This is a genomic window from Janibacter limosus NBRC 16128, from assembly GCF_001570985.1.
In the GTDB taxonomy this organism is placed as follows: Bacteria; Actinomycetota; Actinomycetes; order Actinomycetales; family Dermatophilaceae; genus Janibacter; species Janibacter limosus.
The window spans coordinates 39,723-56,497 of record NZ_BCSS01000002.1; the positions used below are offsets into that span (position 1 = coordinate 39,723).

Below are 16,775 nucleotides of genomic sequence, written 5' to 3' on the forward strand. Positions count from 1 at the left end.
CATGAGCGCCACCGGATCTGCCTACCGTCGCGGCCCCTTCCGTGAGGGGGACCGCGTCCAGCTGACCGACCCCAAGGGGCGGCTGCACACCATCTCCCTGACGCCGGGCAAGGAGTTCCACACCCACCGGGGGCACGTCAAGCACGACGACCTCATCGGCGCGCCTGACGGGACGACGGTCACCAACACCGCCGGTACCGAGTACCTCGCGCTGCGCCCGCTGCTGTCCGACTACGTCATGTCGATGCCGCGTGGCGCGGCCGTCGTCTACCCCAAGGACGCCGGCCAGATCGTCACCATGGCCGATGTCTTCCCCGGCGCGAGCGTCGTCGAGGCCGGCGTGGGCTCGGGCGCCCTGTCGATGTCGCTGCTGCGTGCGGTGGGGGACACCGGCTCGGTGCACTCCTTCGAGCGGCGCGCCGACTTCGCGGAGATCGCCACGGCCAACGCCCGGGCCTTCTTCGGTGAGGACCACCCCGCGTGGACCGTCACCGTGGGCGACCTCGTCGAGTCGCTCCCGGATGCGGTCGAGCCCGGCACTGTCGACCGGGTCGTCCTCGACATGCTCGCCCCGTGGGAGTGCCTCGAGGTCGTCGCTGACGCGCTCGTGCCCGGTGGGGTCCTCATCTGCTACGTCGCCACGGCCACCCAGCTGAGCAAGGTCGCCGAGGCGATGCGCGACTTCGGGACCTTCACCGAGCCGGAGGCCTTCGAGACCCTGCTGCGCGGCTGGCACCTCGAGGGCCTGGCCGTCCGTCCGCAGCACCGCATGCACGGGCACACCGGGTTCCTGATCACGACCCGTCGACTGGCCCCCGGCGTGACCCCGCCCGCACGCAAGCGTCGCCCCGGCAAGGGCTACGCCGCACAGGAGGAGGGCAGCGAGACCGAGGCCCCCCAGGTCGAGCCGGCACCGGGTGCCGACGACGCCGAGTGGACCCCCGAGGCACTGGGGGAGCGGATCGCGTCGGAGAAGAAGATGCGCAAGTTGACTCGCGGAGTGGTCCCCCCGACCCCACGCTGAGCAGACGCGAGAGACTGGCAGGGAGCGCCGTCACCACGGCGGGAAGGGAGCACAAGTCCATGACCACCGACCCCACCCCCCAGGACGTGCGGGCACTGCAGGACAAGCTGACGCACCAGCAGTCGCAGATGTCCACCGTCGCCTCGCAGAACGAGCGCCTCGTGCGCACGCTCAAGGATGCCCGCCAGCAGATCGTCTCCCTGCGTGAGGAGATCGAGCGCCTGGCCCAGCCCCCTTCGTCCTATGCCGTGATCGTCGACGTCCACGAGGACGACAAGACGGTCGACGTGCTCTCCGGCGGACGCAAGATGCACGTGGCCGTCTCCCCGGCGGTGGAGCTGAGCGAGCTCGGCGTCGGCCGCGAGGTGCGGCTCAACGAGGCGATGAATGTCGTCTCCGTCCACGCCGAGGACGTCGCCGGCGAGGTCGTGGTCGTCAAGGAGGTCCTCGACGAGGACCGCCTGCTCGTGCTCATGCGCCAGGACGAGGAGCGGGTCGTGCGCCGCGGCAGCCGGGTCACCGACAAGCAGGTGCGCGTCGGTGATGCCGTGCTCGTCGACCAGCGCAGCAACATCGCGGTTGAGCGGATCCCCCGGGCGGAGGTGGCCGACCTCGTCCTCGAGGAGGTGCCCGACCTCGACTACGACGACATCGGTGGGCTCAGCGCGCAGATCGAGGCGATCCGCGACAGCGTCGAGCTGCCCTACCTGCACGCCGACCTCTACGAGCGCCACCAGCTCAAGGCACCCAAGGGGGTCCTGCTCTACGGTCCTCCCGGCAACGGCAAGACGATGATCGCCAAGGCGGTCGCGGCGTCGTTGGCGCGCAAGGTCGCCGAGCGCACCGGGCAGGAGAGCGCGACGGCGTACTTCCTCAACATCAAGGGCCCCGAGCTGCTCAACAAGTACGTCGGGGAGACCGAGCGACACATCCGGGTGATCTTTCACCGCGCCCGGGAGAAGGCCAGCGACGGCACGCCCGTGGTCGTCTTCTTCGACGAGATGGACAGCCTCTTCCGCACCCGCGGCTCGGGCGTCTCCTCCGACGTCGAGACGACGATCGTGCCGCAGCTGCTCGCCGAGATCGACGGCGTCGAGGGCCTGGACAATGTCATCGTCATCGGCGCGACCAACCGTGAGGACATGATCGACCCCGCGATCCTGCGTCCCGGGCGCCTCGACGTGAAGATCAAGATCGAGCGGCCCGATGCTGAGGGCTCGCGCGACATCTTCAGCAAGTACCTCACCGCCGACCTGCCGCTGCACCCCGAGGATCTCGAGGAGCACGACGGCGACCGCCAGGCCACGGTGGACGGGATGATCGACGCCGCGGTCGAGCACATGTACGCGGAGTCGGACGCCAACCAGTTCCTCGAGGTCACCTACCAGGGTGGCGACAAGGAGATCCTGTACTTCAAGGACTTCAACTCCGGCGCGATGATCCAAAACATCGTCGACCGGTCCAAGAAGGCCGCGATCAAGGACTTCCTCACCACGGGCATCGAAGGGGTGCGCGTCGGCCACGTCCTCGACGCGTGCATCGCGGAGTTCAAGGAGAACGAGGACCTGCCCAACACGACCAACCCCGACGACTGGGCCAAGATCTCGGGCAAGAAGGGCGAGCGGATCGTCTACATCCGCACGCTCATCGGCGGCAAGTCCGGCGGGGCCGAGCCGGGTCGCTCGATCGACACGGGGTCACGGACGGGTCAGTACCTCTAGACCTACACGGGCCTGTACGAGCCCGGCCTCGAAGACCTGCGGGCGGAGTGGTCCGAGTGGTCGCGCTGGACGCAGGGGCGCTGTTCGCGGCCAACCCGACGGAGCCCATGACCATCGGCCCCGTCAAGCAGACCGAGGTGCTGGCCCGAGCGGCGCAGGAGAACCGGGACCAGCAGATGCTGGCCGATCTCCAGGCACTGAGGGTCGAGACCACCGCTTTGCCGGATGACGCTGGCCTCCGACTGGCGCGGCTGCGGGCTCACACCAGCGCGAAGATGGCCGACTGCTGCGTGCTGCTCACCCCTGAGCGCCAGTTCGCACGAGGAGGAACGCCAGTGGCTACACCTGTACGACGGCCACCAGCAGGGGGATGATCGCCGCGAATCCCATGCCGATGGCGGCGCCGACAGACCCCACGGCCATCGTGCTGCGCCCGGGCATGTGGTCCCCGTGCACCGTGGCTGTCGTGACGACCAGCGAGACGATGAGCCCGAGGGCCGCACACGGGACGACGAAGAAGGCGGGGACCCATGCCCAGCTGATCGCGGTCGTGGCTGCCGGGATGAGGTCTCCCGGGGTCTGCACGCCCGGCGCCAGGGTGAGGCCGACGAGGGCGACGCACACCAGTGGGACGGTGACGACGAACCAGAGCAGCGTGACGGAGCTCGAGACCGCAGCGCGGGCGCATCGGGAGCCGCCTGCGTGGGCGACGGTCGCGTTCATGTCCGAAGCCTAGTGCTTGCGACAGGGGCACAGCGACGGCTCGGGCACAGCGACACTGATCAGCACGCTGTCAGTCGCCCTCGGGCTGACGGGGCTGTCGGATCCCCAGCTCGCCGACGACCCGACCGCGCTCGGCGGGCGGCACGACTCCGCGCCCGGGGGTGTGATCATCGGGTCCCCGCAGGTCCTCCAGTCCGAGCGGATCACCGACCTGGGTGTGCTCCACGGGCGGGTGCACGCGCCCGCGCCCCGAGCCCGTGGGCCGCTGCGCGTCCGGTCGACGTCGGTCGAGCGCCCACAGCACGAGCCGCCAGCCGACGAGGGTCACGCCCAGGAAGAGCGTGGCCACGATGACGAAGGGGAGGGCCGTGCCCTGACCGACCATGTCCCGCAGGGCCATCCCGCCGAAGACGGTGGCGATCCACACAGTCGCCCCATGCCACAGCCGGGTCGGCCAGGTGCGGCTCGACAGGGCGACGACGGTCCACCCGATGGCCAGGCCGGCGAGGAAGGGCCAGGCCGTCTCCCACCAGCCGGCGGGGTCGAGCGGCTCGGCGTGGGTGCGTCGCCCGATGAGGGTGAAGACGGCGACGACGAGGACGTCGAGCCCGGCCGCGATCGCGGTGCGGCGACCGGGAGAGGTCAGCAGCTCGTCGCGGACACCAGCCATGTCAGGCTCCCTGCGCCAGGTGCCGGCGCAGCTCGTCGACGAGCTCGGCCCGGTGCTGGGCACCGGCCCGCGTCACTCCGGAGAAGCTGGCGAAGCCGTGCGGCAGCCCCACGTAGTTGGTGACCCGCACTGGGACCCCGGCCTCACGCAGCGCCTCTCCGTACCGCAGCCCGTCGTCGCGGATCGGGTCGAGGTCGGCGGTCTGGATGAGCGCGGGGGCCACCCCTGCGACATCGCCGAAGAGGGGCGAGACGAGGGGGTCGGTCAGCGAGACGGCATCGGCCGCGTCACCGATGTAGTGCGCGCGGAAGGCGAGGATCTTGGCCTCGGTGAGGATCGCCCCCTCGGAGTGCTCCTTGATGGACGGCGAGGCCATCGTCAGGTCGGTCGCCGGGTAGAGCAACGCCTGGTGGCGGATGACCGGCTCCCCGTCCGTCGTGCGCAGGTCCCGCAGCTGCTGCGCGACGACCGCTGAGAGGTTGCCCCCGGCAGAGTCCCCGCACAGCGCGATCCGCTCCCGGTCGACGCCGTGGTCGGCGTGCTCGTGCAACCACTGCGTGACGTCGATCGCGTCGAAAGCGGCGGTGGGAGCACGGTGCTCGGGTGCCATCCGGTAGTCGACGCTCACGACCACCGCATCGAGCTCGGCCGCGAGGTGGGTGCACAGCGGGTCGTACATGGGTGTGGAGCCCTGCACCCAGCCACCGCCGTGGAAGTACACGACGAGGGCGCGTCCCTCCCTTCGTCCTGACGGCGTGTACCAGCGAAGGGGGATCGACGCACCGTCACGGGCGGGAGCGCTGCCCTCGTCGATGGCCACGTCTGCGCGCACCCGACCGGTGATCCAGGAGAAGGGGGCCGACCTCGGGTACACCTTGACCCTGGCCGCCTCGATGTCCTCCAGGGTGGCGTCGACGATCGATACTCGCCCGACGTTGTCGAGGAAGGTGGTCACCAGACCCACCAGGGGGGCCAGGCCGGGGTAGGGACGCTTCACGGGTGCTCCTGGTGCAGGTGGTGGGTGACCTCGGCGACGAGCTCGTCGAGTGCCGCGTGGGCGGCCGGAGCGAACCCCGGGAAGGTGATGAAGCCGTGCGGCGCACCGCGATAAGTCGTCGCGCGCACCTCGACGCCGGCGTCCTGCAGGGCGGCGGCGTAGGCCAACCCGTCAGGCCGAAGGGGGTCGTGCTCGGCCGTCTGGACGAGCGCCGGTGGCAGGCCGGTGAGCTCGCCGAGGGCGGGGGAGAGCAGCGGGTTGCGCTCGTCGCCCTCGTCGCCGAGGTAGAGGCTGCGGAAGGACCGCATCATGTCGGGCGTCAGCAGGACGAAGCGTCGGTCGGCCCCCTGGAGCGCCTCGACCTCACGCTCGGTGAGGTCCGGTGCGGGGTAGACCAGGGCCTGGTGCCGCAGTCCGGCGAAGCCCTCGTCGCGCAGCTGCTGCGCCACCGCAGCGGCGAGGTTTCCGCCGGCCGAGTCCCCGGTGACCCCGACGGAGTCCGCCCGTGCCCCCAGCTCGGCTGCGTGCTCGATCGCCCAGTGGGTCGCGTCGAGGCAGTCGTGGACGGCCAGGGGAGCGCGGTGCTCGGGCGCCATCCGGTAAGCGACCGTGACCACGACGACCTGCGCCCGCGCCGCGACGGCGGTGCACCACGGGTCGTAGACGCCGATGTTGCCGATGACGAAGCCGCCCCCGTGGAAGTGCACGAGCAGCGGAAGGGGACCGCTCGCGCCATCGGGTCGGTGCACCCGGACCTTGAGCTCGTACCCGTCGCGGGTGGTGATCCGCTGCGATGTCGAGGTGACTCCGGAGGTGGGTGTGCCGAGGATCCACGTGTACGGCCGCCGCATCGGCAGGCTGCCGCGCATCCGCGACAGCTCCGCAGGGGTCATCTCCTCCGCGATCGCCGCCGACCGGGTCAGCCGGTCCAGCAACCGCGTGCGCCAGGGCATCCAGGGTCTCGTCACGCGCCCATTCCAGCATGTCCGCACCCCTTCTGGTGGAGGTGTGCGCGCAGACGAAAGGTCGGCGGGTCTACCTCCACCGCGGCGGCTCGGTCTTCCCAGTGGAGGTATACGCGCGGATGAAGGGTCGGCGGGTATACCTCCACCGCGCCTAGGGTGAGGGCATGAGCGTGCGTCGGGTCATGGGCATCGAGACGGAGTACGGGATCGCGGTGCCGGGGCAGCCCTGGGCCAACCCGATGGCGGCATCGGGTGAGGTCGTGACGACCTATGCCCGGGCACATGGGCTACGGGCGGGGCACGGCGCGTGGGACTACAGCGACGAGCACCCGCTGGTCGACGCGCGCGGGTTCGAGATGCCGAGGGCGCGGGCCGACATCTCGCAGCTGACCGACGCCGAGGACCCCTCGTTGGCCAACGTGGTCCTCGCCAACGGCGCCCGCCTCTACGTCGACCACGCGCACCCGGAGTACTCCTCGCCGGAGGTGACCTCCCCGCGCGATGCCATCGTCTGGGACCGGGCGGGCGAGCTGGTCATGCGCGAGATCGTCGCGCGGCTGGCCCAGCGCGAGCCGGGGATCAACCTCTACAAGAACAACACCGACGGCAAGGGCGCGTCCTACGGGACCCATGAGAACTACCTCGTGAGCCGGGTGACCCCCTTCGACCGCATCGTCTCGGGGCTCACGCCCTTCTTCGTCGCCCGCCAGGTGATGTGCGGTGCCGGGCGCGTCGGGATCGGGCAGGAGAGCGAGCACGCTGGGTACCAGATCGCCTCCCGCAGCGACTTCTTCGAGGCGACCGTGGGCCTGGAGACGACCTTCAAGCGGCCGATCATCAATACTCGCGACGAGCCCCACGCCGACCCCGACCAGTGGCGTCGGCTGCACGTGATCATCGGTGACGCCAACCAGGCGGATGTCGCCAACCTCGTCAAGCTTGGCTCGACCTCGCTCGTGCTGCGCCTGATCGAGGCCGGCGCGATCGACCGCGACCTGGAGATCCTCCACCCGGTCGAGTCGCTCAAGGTGATCTCGCACGACCCCACGTGCCGGGCCACCGTCCGGCTGCGCGACGGTCGCGACCTCACCGCCGTGCAGATCCTCACCGAGTACCTCGAGATGGCGACCTCCTTCGTCGAGCGCGAAGGGAGCGACCCCGCCACCGACGAGGTCCTGCACCACTGGGAGCGGCTCGTCGGCCTCCTCGCCGGCGACCCGATGGACGCGGCCGCCGACATCGACTGGGTCGCCAAGCTCGCTCTCCTGCAGCGCTACCGGGACCGCGACGGACTCGCGTGGGACGACCACCGACTGCGCGCGATCGACATCCAGTGGTCCGACGTGCGCCCCGACAAGGGCATCTTCCACAAACTCGAGGCGGGCGGACGGATCACCCGGCTGACCTCCGAGGAGGACGTGGCGGCCGCGGTGAGCACGCCGCCGGCCGACACCCGCGCCTGGCTGCGTGGGCGCATCGTCGAGGCCTTTGGGCCGCAGGTCATCTCGGCCTCGTGGGACTCCGTCGTCCTGCGGCTGCCGGGTGCCGGTCGCGTGGCGCGCCTGTCGATGCTTGATCCGCTGGCCTACGGACGCGAGGCGACCGAGGCGCTCGTGTCGGCAGGCGACATCGACGACCTCGTGGCGACCCTCGGGGCATAGGCTCGGGGCAGACCCCCTTCGGATAGGAGCAGCGATGGCGCAGGAGCAGATCCGACCCCAGTCCAACGGTGGCGGCGATGACGCGCAGCCCGAGGACGGCTTCGGTCAGGTGGGCGCGACCAACGCGGCCCGCGACGAGGACATCGACTCGGTGCTCGACGAGATCGACGGTGTCCTGGAGTCCAACGCCGAGGAGTTCGTCAAGGGCTTCGTGCAAAAGGGCGGTCAGTGAGCCGAGACCCCGCGCAGGGACGACTGCCGGCGGCCTTCCTCGCCGCCGGCGGCTCATCCTTCACGGAGTTCGTGAGTCAGCACGACCCGGACCTGCTGCCCGGCGGGCGCGCGGTGCCGGCCACGCCGATGATCGACGTCCCGCACGGCACGACGATCGTCACCCTGACCTGCTCCGGTGGGCTCGTCATGGCGGGGGACCGCCGGGCGACGATGGGCAGCCTCATCGCCAACCGCGACATGCGCAAGGTCTTCGCCGCCGACGACCACAGCCTCGTCGGCATCGCCGGCGCGGCCGGCCCGGCGATCGAGATGGTGCGCCTCTTTCAGGTCGAGCTCGAGCACTACGCCAAGGTCGAGGGCACCCTGATGTCCCTCGAGGGCAGGTCCAACCGCCTCGCCGCGATGCTGCGGGGCAACCTCGGTCTGGCCATGCAGGGGCTGTCCGTCCTCCCGGTCCTCGGTGGCTATGACGCCGGTCGGGCCGCGGGACGGATCTTTTCCTATGACGTCACCGGTGGCTGCTACGAGGAGCAGGAGCACCACAGCATCGGCTCGGGCTCGCTCTTCGCCCGCGGTGCCCTCAAAAAGCTCTGGCAGCCCGACCTCGACCGGGCTGGCGCGATCCGCGTCGCCCTGGAGGCGCTCTACGACGCGGCCGACGACGACTCGGCGACCGGTGGCCCCGACGTGCACCGCCGCATCTGGCCGATGGTCGGCGTCGTCGACGCGGCGGGCGTGACCTTCGTCGACGAGGCCGAGTGCGAGAGCATCGTCGCCACGATCCTCGCCGACCGCCGCGAGGGGAGGGGAGCGCGGTGACCCAACCTCCCTTCTACGTCTCGCCCGAGCAGGTGATGGCCGACCGGGCCGACTTCGCCCGCGCCGGGATCGCCCGCGGTCGCTCCGTCGTCGTCCTGGGCTATGACGACGGCATCCTGCTCGTCGCCGACAACCCGAGCAGCCGCTCGCTCAACAAGATCGGCGAGATCTACGACCGCATCGCCTTTGCGGGCGTCGGCAAGTACAACGAGTTCGAAAACCTGCGGGTGGCCGGCATCCGCTACGCCGACCTGCGCGGCTACTCCTACGACCGCTCCGATGTCACGGCGCGCGGTCTGGCCAATGCCTACGCGCAGACGCTCGGCACCGTCTTCACGCAGGACCAGAAGCCCTACGAGGTCGAGATCGTCGTCGCCGAGGTGGGCGCGGTCCTGGCCGATGACCGCATCTACCGCCTCACCTACGACGGGTCCGTCGCTGACGAGCACGGATGGGTGGCGGTCGGCGGGGACAGCACGCGGCTCAACGAGGCGCTCGGTGAGCGCTGGCGCCCGGGCATGGACCTGCAGGACGCCTTCGCGCTGGCGGTGGACGTGCTCTCCCTCCCCTCCGAAGGGGGTGACCCGGCCGAACGGATCGCGGACGAGGCCCTCGAGATGGCTGTGCTGGAGCGACACCGGACACGACGCTGCTTCCGTCGGGTCAGTGCCCCCCTTCGCGCAGACGGATAGCCTGCCGACGTGGAACGACGCATCTTCGGGATCGAGACCGAGTTCGGCATCACCGCCGTCACCGACGGGCAACGACGGCTGACGCCGGACGAGGTGGCGCGCTATCTCTTCCGCAAGGTCGTCACGTGGGGGCGATCGAGCAATGTCTTCCTGCCCAACGGCTCCCGTCTCTATCTCGACGTGGGTAGCCACCCCGAGTACGCGACCGCCGAGTGCGACGACCTGGTCACCCTCATCGCGCACGACCGCGCGGGCGAGCTGATCGTCCAGGACCTCGTCGATGACGCGCAGGCACGGCTGAAGGAGGACGAGGTCGCCGGCGAGATCTATGTCTTCAAGAACAATGTCGACTCCGCAGGCAACTCCTACGGCTGCCACGAAAACTTCCTCGTCGCGCGCACGTCCAACTTCGGCGAGGTGACCGAGCGGCTGCTGCCCTTCCTCATCACCCGTCAGCTGATCGCGGGCACTGGCAAGCTCATGGCCAACGGACGCGGCGGGGCCACGTTTTCCGTCAGCCAGCGAGCCGACCACATCTGGGAGGGCGTCTCGTCGGCGACGACCCGCTCACGCCCGATCATCAACACGCGGGACGAGCCCCACGCGGACGCCGAGCACTACCGCCGGATGCACGTCATCGTCGGCGACTCGACGATGACCGAGACCACCACGCTGCTCAAGGTCGGCTCTGCCCACCTCGTGCTGCGGATGCTCGAGGACGGGGTGGCCCTGCCGGACATGGCGCTGGACAACCCGATCCGGGCGATCCGCGACATCAGCCTCGACCGCACCGGCCGCGCGCGGGTCAAGCTCGCCGACGGTCGGCGGATGAGCGCCCTGGAGATCCAGGGCGAGTACCTGTCCCGGGCCAAGGACCACGCCGCTCGCGAGGGCATCGACGACGCCGTGAGCGTGCAGGTGCTCGACCTGTGGGAGCGCACGCTGGACGCCATCACCGCCGACCACCTGGCCTCGGTCGGCACCGAGATCGACTGGGTCATCAAGTACCGGCTGCTCGACGCCTATGCCGCCAAGCACGGTCTCGACATCGCCGACCCGCGACTGGCCCAGCTCGACCTCGCCTACCACGACATCGACCCTCGCCGGGGGGTCCACCACCTGCTCCAGAGGGCGGGCAAGGTCGCGCGGGTCGTGACCGACGAGGACATCGCCGCAGCCGTCGACACGCCGCCGCAGACGACTCGGGCGCGGCTGCGCGGCGAGTTCGTGCGCACGGCCCGGGAGCACGGCCGCGATGTCACGGTCGACTGGGTGCACCTGAAGATCAACGACGAGGCGCAGCGCACCGTCCTGTGCAAGGACCCCTTTGCCGCGGTGGACGAGCGGGTGGACCGGCTGCTGGAGATCCTCTCCGCACCACGAGGTCCGCGCGGACCCTGAGTCAGGCGATGTCCAGACTCCGTGGTTAGGGTGATCCGGCCAGAGTGTCCCCGAACCATCGAGGTTGATCGTGCCCCAGAAGGCCACCCGTCTGACCGCAGCCGTCGCGGCGTCCGTCGCTGCGCTGCTCACGCTGAGCGCCTGCGGCGGCGACTCCGAGTCAGACCCCACGAGTGCGGCGAGCGATCCGTCGGCATCGGCCTCGTCGTCCGAGCCGTCGCCGGTCACCCTGGCTGATCCCAAGCCGGAGGACGCCAAGGCGGTCAAGGACATCAAGGTCACACAGGCCTCGGACAAGAAGGCACCCAAGATCTCGATCAAGGACAAGCCGCTCAAGGTCAGCGAGACGACCCGCACGATCCTGGACGAGGGCACGGGCGAGGACGTGCCCGACACCGGCTTCGTCGAGGTCGACCTGGCGATGTACTCCGGCAAGGACGGCAAGATGATCGCCGACTCGGAGACCTACTCGAGCGGACCGATCGTGCTCGCCATGGAGACCCAGGGAGCTCTGCCGGGGCTGATCAAGTCGATCAAGGACCAAAAGGTCGGCTCGCACGGCGTCTCCGTCATGCCGCCCAAGGATGTCTTCGGTGAGCAGGGCGCGCCGCAGTACGGCGTCGACGGCAAGGACAGCCTCGTCCTCGTCTACGACGTGCGTGGTGTCATGCCGACCGAGGCCGAGGGCACCACGGTGACCCCGCCCAAGGGCCTGCCCACGGTCAAGGTCAACAAGGACGCTCCTGCTGACATCACGATCCCCAAGGACGTCAAGAAGCCCAAGAAGCTGGTCCAGCAAAAGCTCATCGAGGGCAAGGGCAAGACGCTCAAGAAGGGCGATCAGGTCTACGTCAACTACACCGGCGTGACCTTGGACGACGGCAAGATCTTCGACACCACCTTCAAGGAGGGGCGCGGCACCTACGCCTTCGGTCTGGGTGTGGAGCCCTCCATCCCGGCCTGGGACAAGTCCCTCGTGGGCGCCACGGTCGGTGACCGACTGCTGCTCGTCGTGCCATCCAAGGAGGGCTATGGCAAGGAGGGCTCTCCGGATGGCACCATCAAGCCCAACAAGGACCTGGTCTTCGTCGTGGACATCCTCGGCGCCTACTGATCCCACCCACCCGCCACACCCACAAGGAGACGCACATGCCCTTTGACCCCAGCACGACCAAGCCCGAGATCGACTTCCCGGAGGGCGAGGCGCCCACCGAGCTCGTCGTCGAGGACATCGCCGTCGGTGACGGCGCCGAGGTGACCCCCGGGTCGCCCATCCAAGCCCACTACGTCGGTGTCGCCCACTCGACCGGCGAGGAGTTCGACGCCTCCTGGAACCGCGGGGCCCCCCTCGCCTTCACCGCAGGCATCGGACAGGTCATCAAGGGCTGGGACGACGGCCTCCTCGGCATGAAGGAGGGTGGTCGCCGCAAGATCACCATCCCGCCGCACCTGGGCTACGGCGACCGCGGCGCGGGCGCAGCCATCAAGGGTGGCGAGACCCTGATCTTCGTCGTCGACCTCGTGCAGGTCGGCTGACTCTCAGGACAGCAGCGAGGCCGCATGACGGCCGGCCAGGGCCGCGGTGAGGAAGGGCGTCATGTCCTCCGCCGCGGCCCTGCCCATGCTCACGAGGGGAACCGGGCTGCTCGAGAGCGCCTCGGCGACCCCGTCAGGGGGCAGGACCACCAGCCGAGGGAATCCCGCGGTAGACGCCATCGCCGTCGTCACCTGCTCGCGCACCCGGGGCCACGGCGCCTGATCGCTGTCCGGCACGACGACATCGGCACGGCCGAGCAGCGCGCGCGTGATCACCGTGGTCGTGTGGTGCGACAGCCCGAGGTGCCGAGGGCGAGGGTCGCTGCCCGACACGCGCGGGACCGCGATGGCGTGGCCGCGCAGCACGTGGACGGCGTTGAGCGCGTCGCCGGTGGACAGCCCCGACCATCCCCAGGTCGTCGACGAGCCGGCATTGCCCGGGCCCTGGGCCATGACCACGAGGTCGCACCCCAGGACATGCCGTGCGGCCAGCAGGGCCGAGTGGACGGTGATCGCCTCGTGCTCCCCACCGAAGGCCTGACCGGCGGTGATCGTCGTGGCCAGCCACCCGGCGTCGACGAGCTCTGCAGCGCTGTCCGACAGGGCGAAGGGGAGGGCCGCCGAGTCCGTCATCACGTACGCCACGCGGGCGTCGGGCGCGACCGAGCGGATCCCGGCGAGCACGGCCGGAAGGGTGGAGTGCAGCTCCGCGACGACGACCGGCATCCCGTGCAGGTCGCCGGCGGCGATGTCGGGATGGTCGCGCATCGCCTCGTGGTGCGCAGACTCCTGCTCCTCGAGGGCCAGCACCATTTCCTGCAGCGGTGTGTACCGAGCCTTGACGATGTGGCCGGGAGCCTCCGCCGGGTCCGTCGGGAGCTGCGAGCGGTTGGCCACGACGAGCGCGTGACCCCCGGTGCCAAGGCGCCGGCGCAACGCCGAGATGTTGAGCAGGACCGTGTCGCCGACCTGGGGCGAGCCCACGAGACCGGTGAGGGCGAGGGCGGGCGTGTCGCTCCCGTCGACCTCGACGCGCAGCCGAGTGGCTCCCTGACGGGAGCCGGTGATCTCGCGGACCACGCCGCTGCGCCAGTGGATCATGTCCGGCAGGTTAGCCTCAGCGTGACGAAGGGAGCGATGTGGCTGCACCCAACACGCCCGCCGCGAAGACCGAGCGCCTGCTCAACCTGACGATGAGCCTGCTCTCGTCGCGGATCCCGGTACCCAAGCAGCGGATCCGACGCATGGTCGAGGCCTACCAGCTCGTGGAGTCCGACGAGGCCTTCGACCGGATGTTCGAGCGCGACAAGGAGGACCTGCGTGCCATGGGCATCCCGCTGGTCACCGAGGACATCGGGATCTTCGAGGACGAGCAGGGCTATCGCATCGACCAGCGCGAGTACGCGCTGCCGCCCGTCGAGCTCGCCGCGGACGAGCGCGCCGTCGTCGGCCTCGCCAGCCGTGCGTGGGCGCACGCGACGATGGCCGGCACGGCAGCGACCGCCTGGCGCAAGGTGGCTGCGAGCGACGAGGTGGGGGAGGACCCCTTCGCCGGTCTGGAGCCACAGCTCGGAGGCGCCGAGCCGGCCTTCGAGCCGCTCAAGGACGCCGTCCTGTCGGGGACGTCGGTCCGCTTCGACTACGCCCGCCCCGGGACCGAAGGGGCCGCCCCTCGCCGGGTCGAGCCCTGGTACCTCACCGCGTGGCACGGTCGCTGGTACCTCGTCGGGCACGACCTCGACCGCGCAGCGACCCGTGTCTTCCGGCTCTCGCGCGTCACCTCCGCCGTGACCGTCACACGCGACCCGATCACTGTGGCGATCCCCGACGACATCGACCCGGTGCGCATGATCGCCGCGATCGATGGCCGTGAGCCCTCCCAGTCGCCCGCCGTGCTGCGCATGCGCACCGACGCCGGTCACTGGCTGCGCCGCCGAGCCGATCGGGTCGAGCCGATCGACGAGCAGTGGGACCGGGTGCACCTGCAGCACGCCGGCCTGCATGGCTTCGCCAGCGAGATCGCCAGCCACGGCGCTGATGTCGTCGTCGAAGAACCCGCCGATCTGCGGGAGGCGGTCATCGACCACCTGCGCGCGGTCGTCGAGGTGCACCAAGGGAGCGTGCGATGAGTCGTCCGAGCGTGGAGTCCGCGACGAGCCGCGTCCAGCGTCTGCTGACGATGGTCCCGTGGCTCGTCAGCCGTCAGGGCATCGAGATCGAGGAGGCCGCGGCCGGCCTGGGCATCACCGAGCAGCAGCTCGTCGCCGACCTCGACCTGCTCTTCATGTGCGGCTACGGGCAGATGCCCGACGAGATGATCGAGGCCAGCTATGAGGGCGGTCGGATCTTCGTCACCAACGCCGACGCGATCGCCCGCCCGCTGCGCCTGAGCGTCGACGAGGCGATCTCGCTCATCGTCGGGCTGAGGTCCTTGGCCGCGAGCGGTGCGGGGGAGAGCAGTGCTGTCGAGCGCGCCCTGACCAAGCTCGAGGAGGCCACCGGATCCATCCCCGGGATGGAGCGCGTGGTCGTCGTCGAGGACGACACGCAGGTCGGGCAGACGACGGCCGTGCTGCGTGACTCGCTGGCGGCCGCCCGCAGAGTGCATCTGACCTATGTCGTCCCGAGCCGCGACGAGCGCACCGAGCGCGATGTCGACCCGATGCGGCTGGCCCACGTCGAGGGGCACTGGTACCTCGAGGGCTGGTGCCATCGAGCCCAGGACGTGCGCCTCTTCCGCGCGGACCGGATCGAGGCCGTCGAGGTCCTCGACGAGGCAGCGACGCCGCCGGAGGGCGTGGCCCGACGCGACCTGAGTGCCGGGGCCTACCAGCAGGGCGCTGGTGATGTAGCCGTCACGCTGCGGCTGAGCCCGGCTGCCCACTGGGTCGCGGAGTACTACCCGGTGACCTCTCGGGAAACATCCGGCGAAGACCTCGTCGTCACCCTGCCCACGAGCAACGAGGGTTTCCTGCGCCGCCTGGTGCTGAGGTTGGGGGGTTCTGCCGAGGTCACCGGGCCCGGTTCACTGCGCGAGGCCGTCGTCCTCCACGCGAGCGAGGCACTGTCGGCATACGGCACGCCCTGAGCGTCGTCCCCTGACGCACAGGGACGAGGCATACACTGAATTCGTTGGTCGCCATCCGAAAGGTTCTGCCATGCCCAATCTGGGCCCCATGGAAATCATCCTCATCCTCGTCGTCATTCTGCTGCTCTTCGGCTTCAAGAAGCTTCCGGATGCCGCGCGCAGCGTCGGCAAGTCCGCTCGGGTCTTCAAGTCCGAGGTCAACGAGATGAAGGAAGAGGACCGCCAGCGCGAGGAGGCCAAGAAGTCGCGCGAGAGCGGCGCCACGCCCACCGCCGACGACAGGCCCTCCATCGACGAGGCCAAGCCCCGCACGGACGACCAGTCCGGCCCGGTTGCCTGAGCCAGCCCCCTTCGCCCCTTCACGCATGACCAGACGCGAGCGCACGCCCAAGGACCCTGAGGGGCGGATGCCGCTCAAGGCGCACCTGCTCGAGTTCCGCAACCGGCTGATCAAGGCTGCCCTCGCGATCGTCGTCGGTGCCGTCGTCGGCTGGATCATCTACAACCCAGTGCACATCGGTTCCTTCACGTATGCAGGGGTGTACGACCAACTGACGTACCCCTTCGACGAGTACAAGGCGACCAATCCCGACAGTGTCGTCACGCTGAACTTCGGCAACGCGACCTCGGCCTTCACCACCCAGCTCGGCCTGTCGCTCTTCACGGGTGTGATCATCTCCAGCCCCATCTGGGTCTGGCAGATCTGGGCCTTCATCCTCCCGGGTCTGACCAAGAAGGAGCGGCGCCTCTCGCTGGGGGTCTTCGGCACGGCCCTGCCGCTCTTCCTCGCCGGGTGCTTCTTCGCCTACCAGACTCTGCCCAAGGCCCTGCTCATCCTCTTCGGGTTCACCCCCGACGACGACAAGTCGAGCAACATCCAGCAGGCGAGCGACTACTTCACCTTCATCACCCGCTTCATCCTCGCCTTCGGCCTGGCGTGGCTCCTGCCGGTCTTCCTCGTCGGCTTGTGCGCGATGGGGATCCTCTCGGGCAGGACCCTGAAGAAGTCCTGGCGGATGGCGATCCTGCTCATCTTCATCGCGTCGGCGGTCATCACCCCGACACCGGACCCCTTCACGATGTTCCTCCTGGCGGGTCCGCTGTGCGCGCTGTACTTCATCGCCCTCGCCATCTGCCTGGTCATCGACAGACGACGTGTGCAGTCGGGCGCGGAGCCCGACTGGTCGGACCTGTCCGACGACGAGGCCTCCCCGCTGACCTGACCGGGCGCAGGAGTCGCACTC

The 16,775-nt window shown here is 69.8% G+C and carries 18 protein-coding genes; 13 read left to right on the top strand and 5 right to left on the bottom strand.

Annotated elements, in window-relative coordinates; all coding sequences use genetic code 11:
* Nucleotide 1 precedes the first annotated feature (1 nt).
* A complete protein-coding gene (locus JLI01S_RS00980; RefSeq protein WP_068258668.1) occupies nt 2-1,024 on the top strand; it encodes a tRNA (adenine-N1)-methyltransferase in 1,023 nt (340 codons plus the stop codon).
* Nucleotides 1,025-1,083: 59 nt separating this feature from the next.
* A complete protein-coding gene (gene arc / locus JLI01S_RS00985; RefSeq protein ID WP_068258671.1) occupies nt 1,084-2,745 on the top strand; it encodes a proteasome ATPase in 1,662 nt (553 codons plus the stop codon).
* A 339-nt stretch (nt 2,746-3,084) separates the two neighbouring features.
* On the opposite strand, the gene JLI01S_RS00995 is transcribed toward arc, so the two are convergent.
* The 4 genes from JLI01S_RS00995 to JLI01S_RS01010 form a co-directional block, all read right to left on the bottom strand.
* Nucleotides 3,085-3,468, bottom strand: coding sequence for a hypothetical protein (locus JLI01S_RS00995; RefSeq protein ID WP_068258675.1), 384 nt, complete (start codon nt 3,466-3,468; stop codon nt 3,085-3,087).
* A 70-nt stretch (nt 3,469-3,538) separates the two neighbouring features.
* Complete coding sequence (locus JLI01S_RS16540; protein ID WP_169797267.1) at nt 3,539-4,138, bottom strand: DUF3054 domain-containing protein; 600 nt, start codon at nt 4,136-4,138, stop codon at nt 3,539-3,541.
* A 1-nt stretch (nt 4,139) separates the two neighbouring features.
* Entirely contained in the window at nt 4,140-5,135 is a 996-nt protein-coding gene (locus JLI01S_RS01005; RefSeq protein WP_068258677.1) for an alpha/beta hydrolase, read from the bottom strand.
* Nucleotides 5,132-6,103 (bottom strand): alpha/beta hydrolase, encoded by a 972-nt coding sequence (locus tag JLI01S_RS01010; RefSeq protein WP_157074770.1) that lies wholly within the window; start codon nt 6,101-6,103, stop codon nt 5,132-5,134. Before JLI01S_RS01010 ends, JLI01S_RS01005 begins: the two co-directional genes overlap by 4 nt.
* Nucleotides 6,104-6,264: 161 nt before the next feature.
* Here JLI01S_RS01010 and dop point away from each other — a divergent pair, with 161 nt between their 5' ends.
* The 7 genes from dop to JLI01S_RS01045 all read left to right on the top strand — a co-directional run bounded on the left by dop (nt 6,265) and on the right by JLI01S_RS01045 (nt 12,443).
* Nucleotides 6,265-7,761, top strand: coding sequence for a depupylase/deamidase Dop (dop, locus tag JLI01S_RS01015; protein WP_068258680.1), 1,497 nt, complete (start codon nt 6,265-6,267; stop codon nt 7,759-7,761).
* A 34-nt stretch (nt 7,762-7,795) separates the two neighbouring features.
* On the top strand, nt 7,796-7,993 hold the full coding sequence (locus JLI01S_RS01020; protein WP_068258682.1) for a ubiquitin-like protein Pup: 198 nt from the start codon (nt 7,796-7,798) through the stop codon (nt 7,991-7,993).
* Nucleotides 7,990-8,814 carry a proteasome subunit beta gene (prcB, locus tag JLI01S_RS01025; protein ID WP_068258684.1) on the top strand — a complete coding sequence of 275 codons (825 nt, stop codon included), beginning with the start codon at nt 7,990-7,992 and terminating at the stop codon, nt 8,812-8,814. The genes JLI01S_RS01020 and prcB overlap by 4 nt, the downstream gene beginning before the upstream one ends.
* On the top strand, nt 8,811-9,506 hold the full coding sequence (gene prcA, locus JLI01S_RS01030) for a proteasome subunit alpha (protein ID WP_084349087.1): 696 nt from the start codon (nt 8,811-8,813) through the stop codon (nt 9,504-9,506). Before prcB ends, prcA begins: the two co-directional genes overlap by 4 nt.
* Nucleotides 9,507-9,515: 9 nt before the next feature.
* Nucleotides 9,516-10,907, top strand: coding sequence for a Pup--protein ligase (gene pafA, locus JLI01S_RS01035; protein ID WP_068258686.1), 1,392 nt, complete (start codon nt 9,516-9,518; stop codon nt 10,905-10,907).
* Nucleotides 10,908-10,977: 70 nt separating this feature from the next.
* Nucleotides 10,978-12,021 (top strand): FKBP-type peptidyl-prolyl cis-trans isomerase, encoded by a 1,044-nt coding sequence (locus tag JLI01S_RS01040; protein ID WP_068258688.1) that lies wholly within the window; start codon nt 10,978-10,980, stop codon nt 12,019-12,021.
* A 35-nt stretch (nt 12,022-12,056) separates the two neighbouring features.
* Nucleotides 12,057-12,443, top strand: coding sequence for an FKBP-type peptidyl-prolyl cis-trans isomerase (locus tag JLI01S_RS01045; RefSeq protein ID WP_068258690.1), 387 nt, complete (start codon nt 12,057-12,059; stop codon nt 12,441-12,443).
* A 3-nt stretch (nt 12,444-12,446) separates the two neighbouring features.
* Here JLI01S_RS01045 and JLI01S_RS01050 read toward each other — a convergent pair whose 3' ends face one another.
* Nucleotides 12,447-13,544 carry a DUF3866 family protein gene (locus JLI01S_RS01050; protein WP_068258692.1) on the bottom strand — a complete coding sequence of 366 codons (1,098 nt, stop codon included), beginning with the start codon at nt 13,542-13,544 and terminating at the stop codon, nt 12,447-12,449.
* A 38-nt stretch (nt 13,545-13,582) separates the two neighbouring features.
* Between JLI01S_RS01050 and JLI01S_RS01055 the strand changes: the two genes are divergently transcribed.
* The 4 genes from JLI01S_RS01055 to tatC all read left to right on the top strand — a co-directional run bounded on the left by JLI01S_RS01055 (nt 13,583) and on the right by tatC (nt 16,754).
* Nucleotides 13,583-14,572, top strand: a complete 990-nt coding sequence (locus JLI01S_RS01055; protein ID WP_068258694.1) for a helix-turn-helix transcriptional regulator — start codon at nt 13,583-13,585, stop codon at nt 14,570-14,572.
* The gene (locus tag JLI01S_RS01060; protein WP_068258696.1) at nt 14,569-15,531 is read left to right on the top strand and encodes a helix-turn-helix transcriptional regulator; all 963 of its coding nucleotides are present in this window, start codon (nt 14,569-14,571) and stop codon (nt 15,529-15,531) included. Before JLI01S_RS01055 ends, JLI01S_RS01060 begins: the two co-directional genes overlap by 4 nt.
* A gap of 88 nt (nt 15,532-15,619) precedes the next feature.
* On the top strand, nt 15,620-15,871 hold the full coding sequence (gene tatA, locus JLI01S_RS01065; protein WP_068258874.1) for a Sec-independent protein translocase subunit TatA: 252 nt from the start codon (nt 15,620-15,622) through the stop codon (nt 15,869-15,871).
* A gap of 25 nt (nt 15,872-15,896) precedes the next feature.
* Nucleotides 15,897-16,754, top strand: a complete 858-nt coding sequence (gene tatC / locus JLI01S_RS01070) for a twin-arginine translocase subunit TatC (RefSeq protein WP_245634478.1) — start codon at nt 15,897-15,899, stop codon at nt 16,752-16,754.
* Nucleotides 16,755-16,775 lie beyond the last annotated feature (21 nt).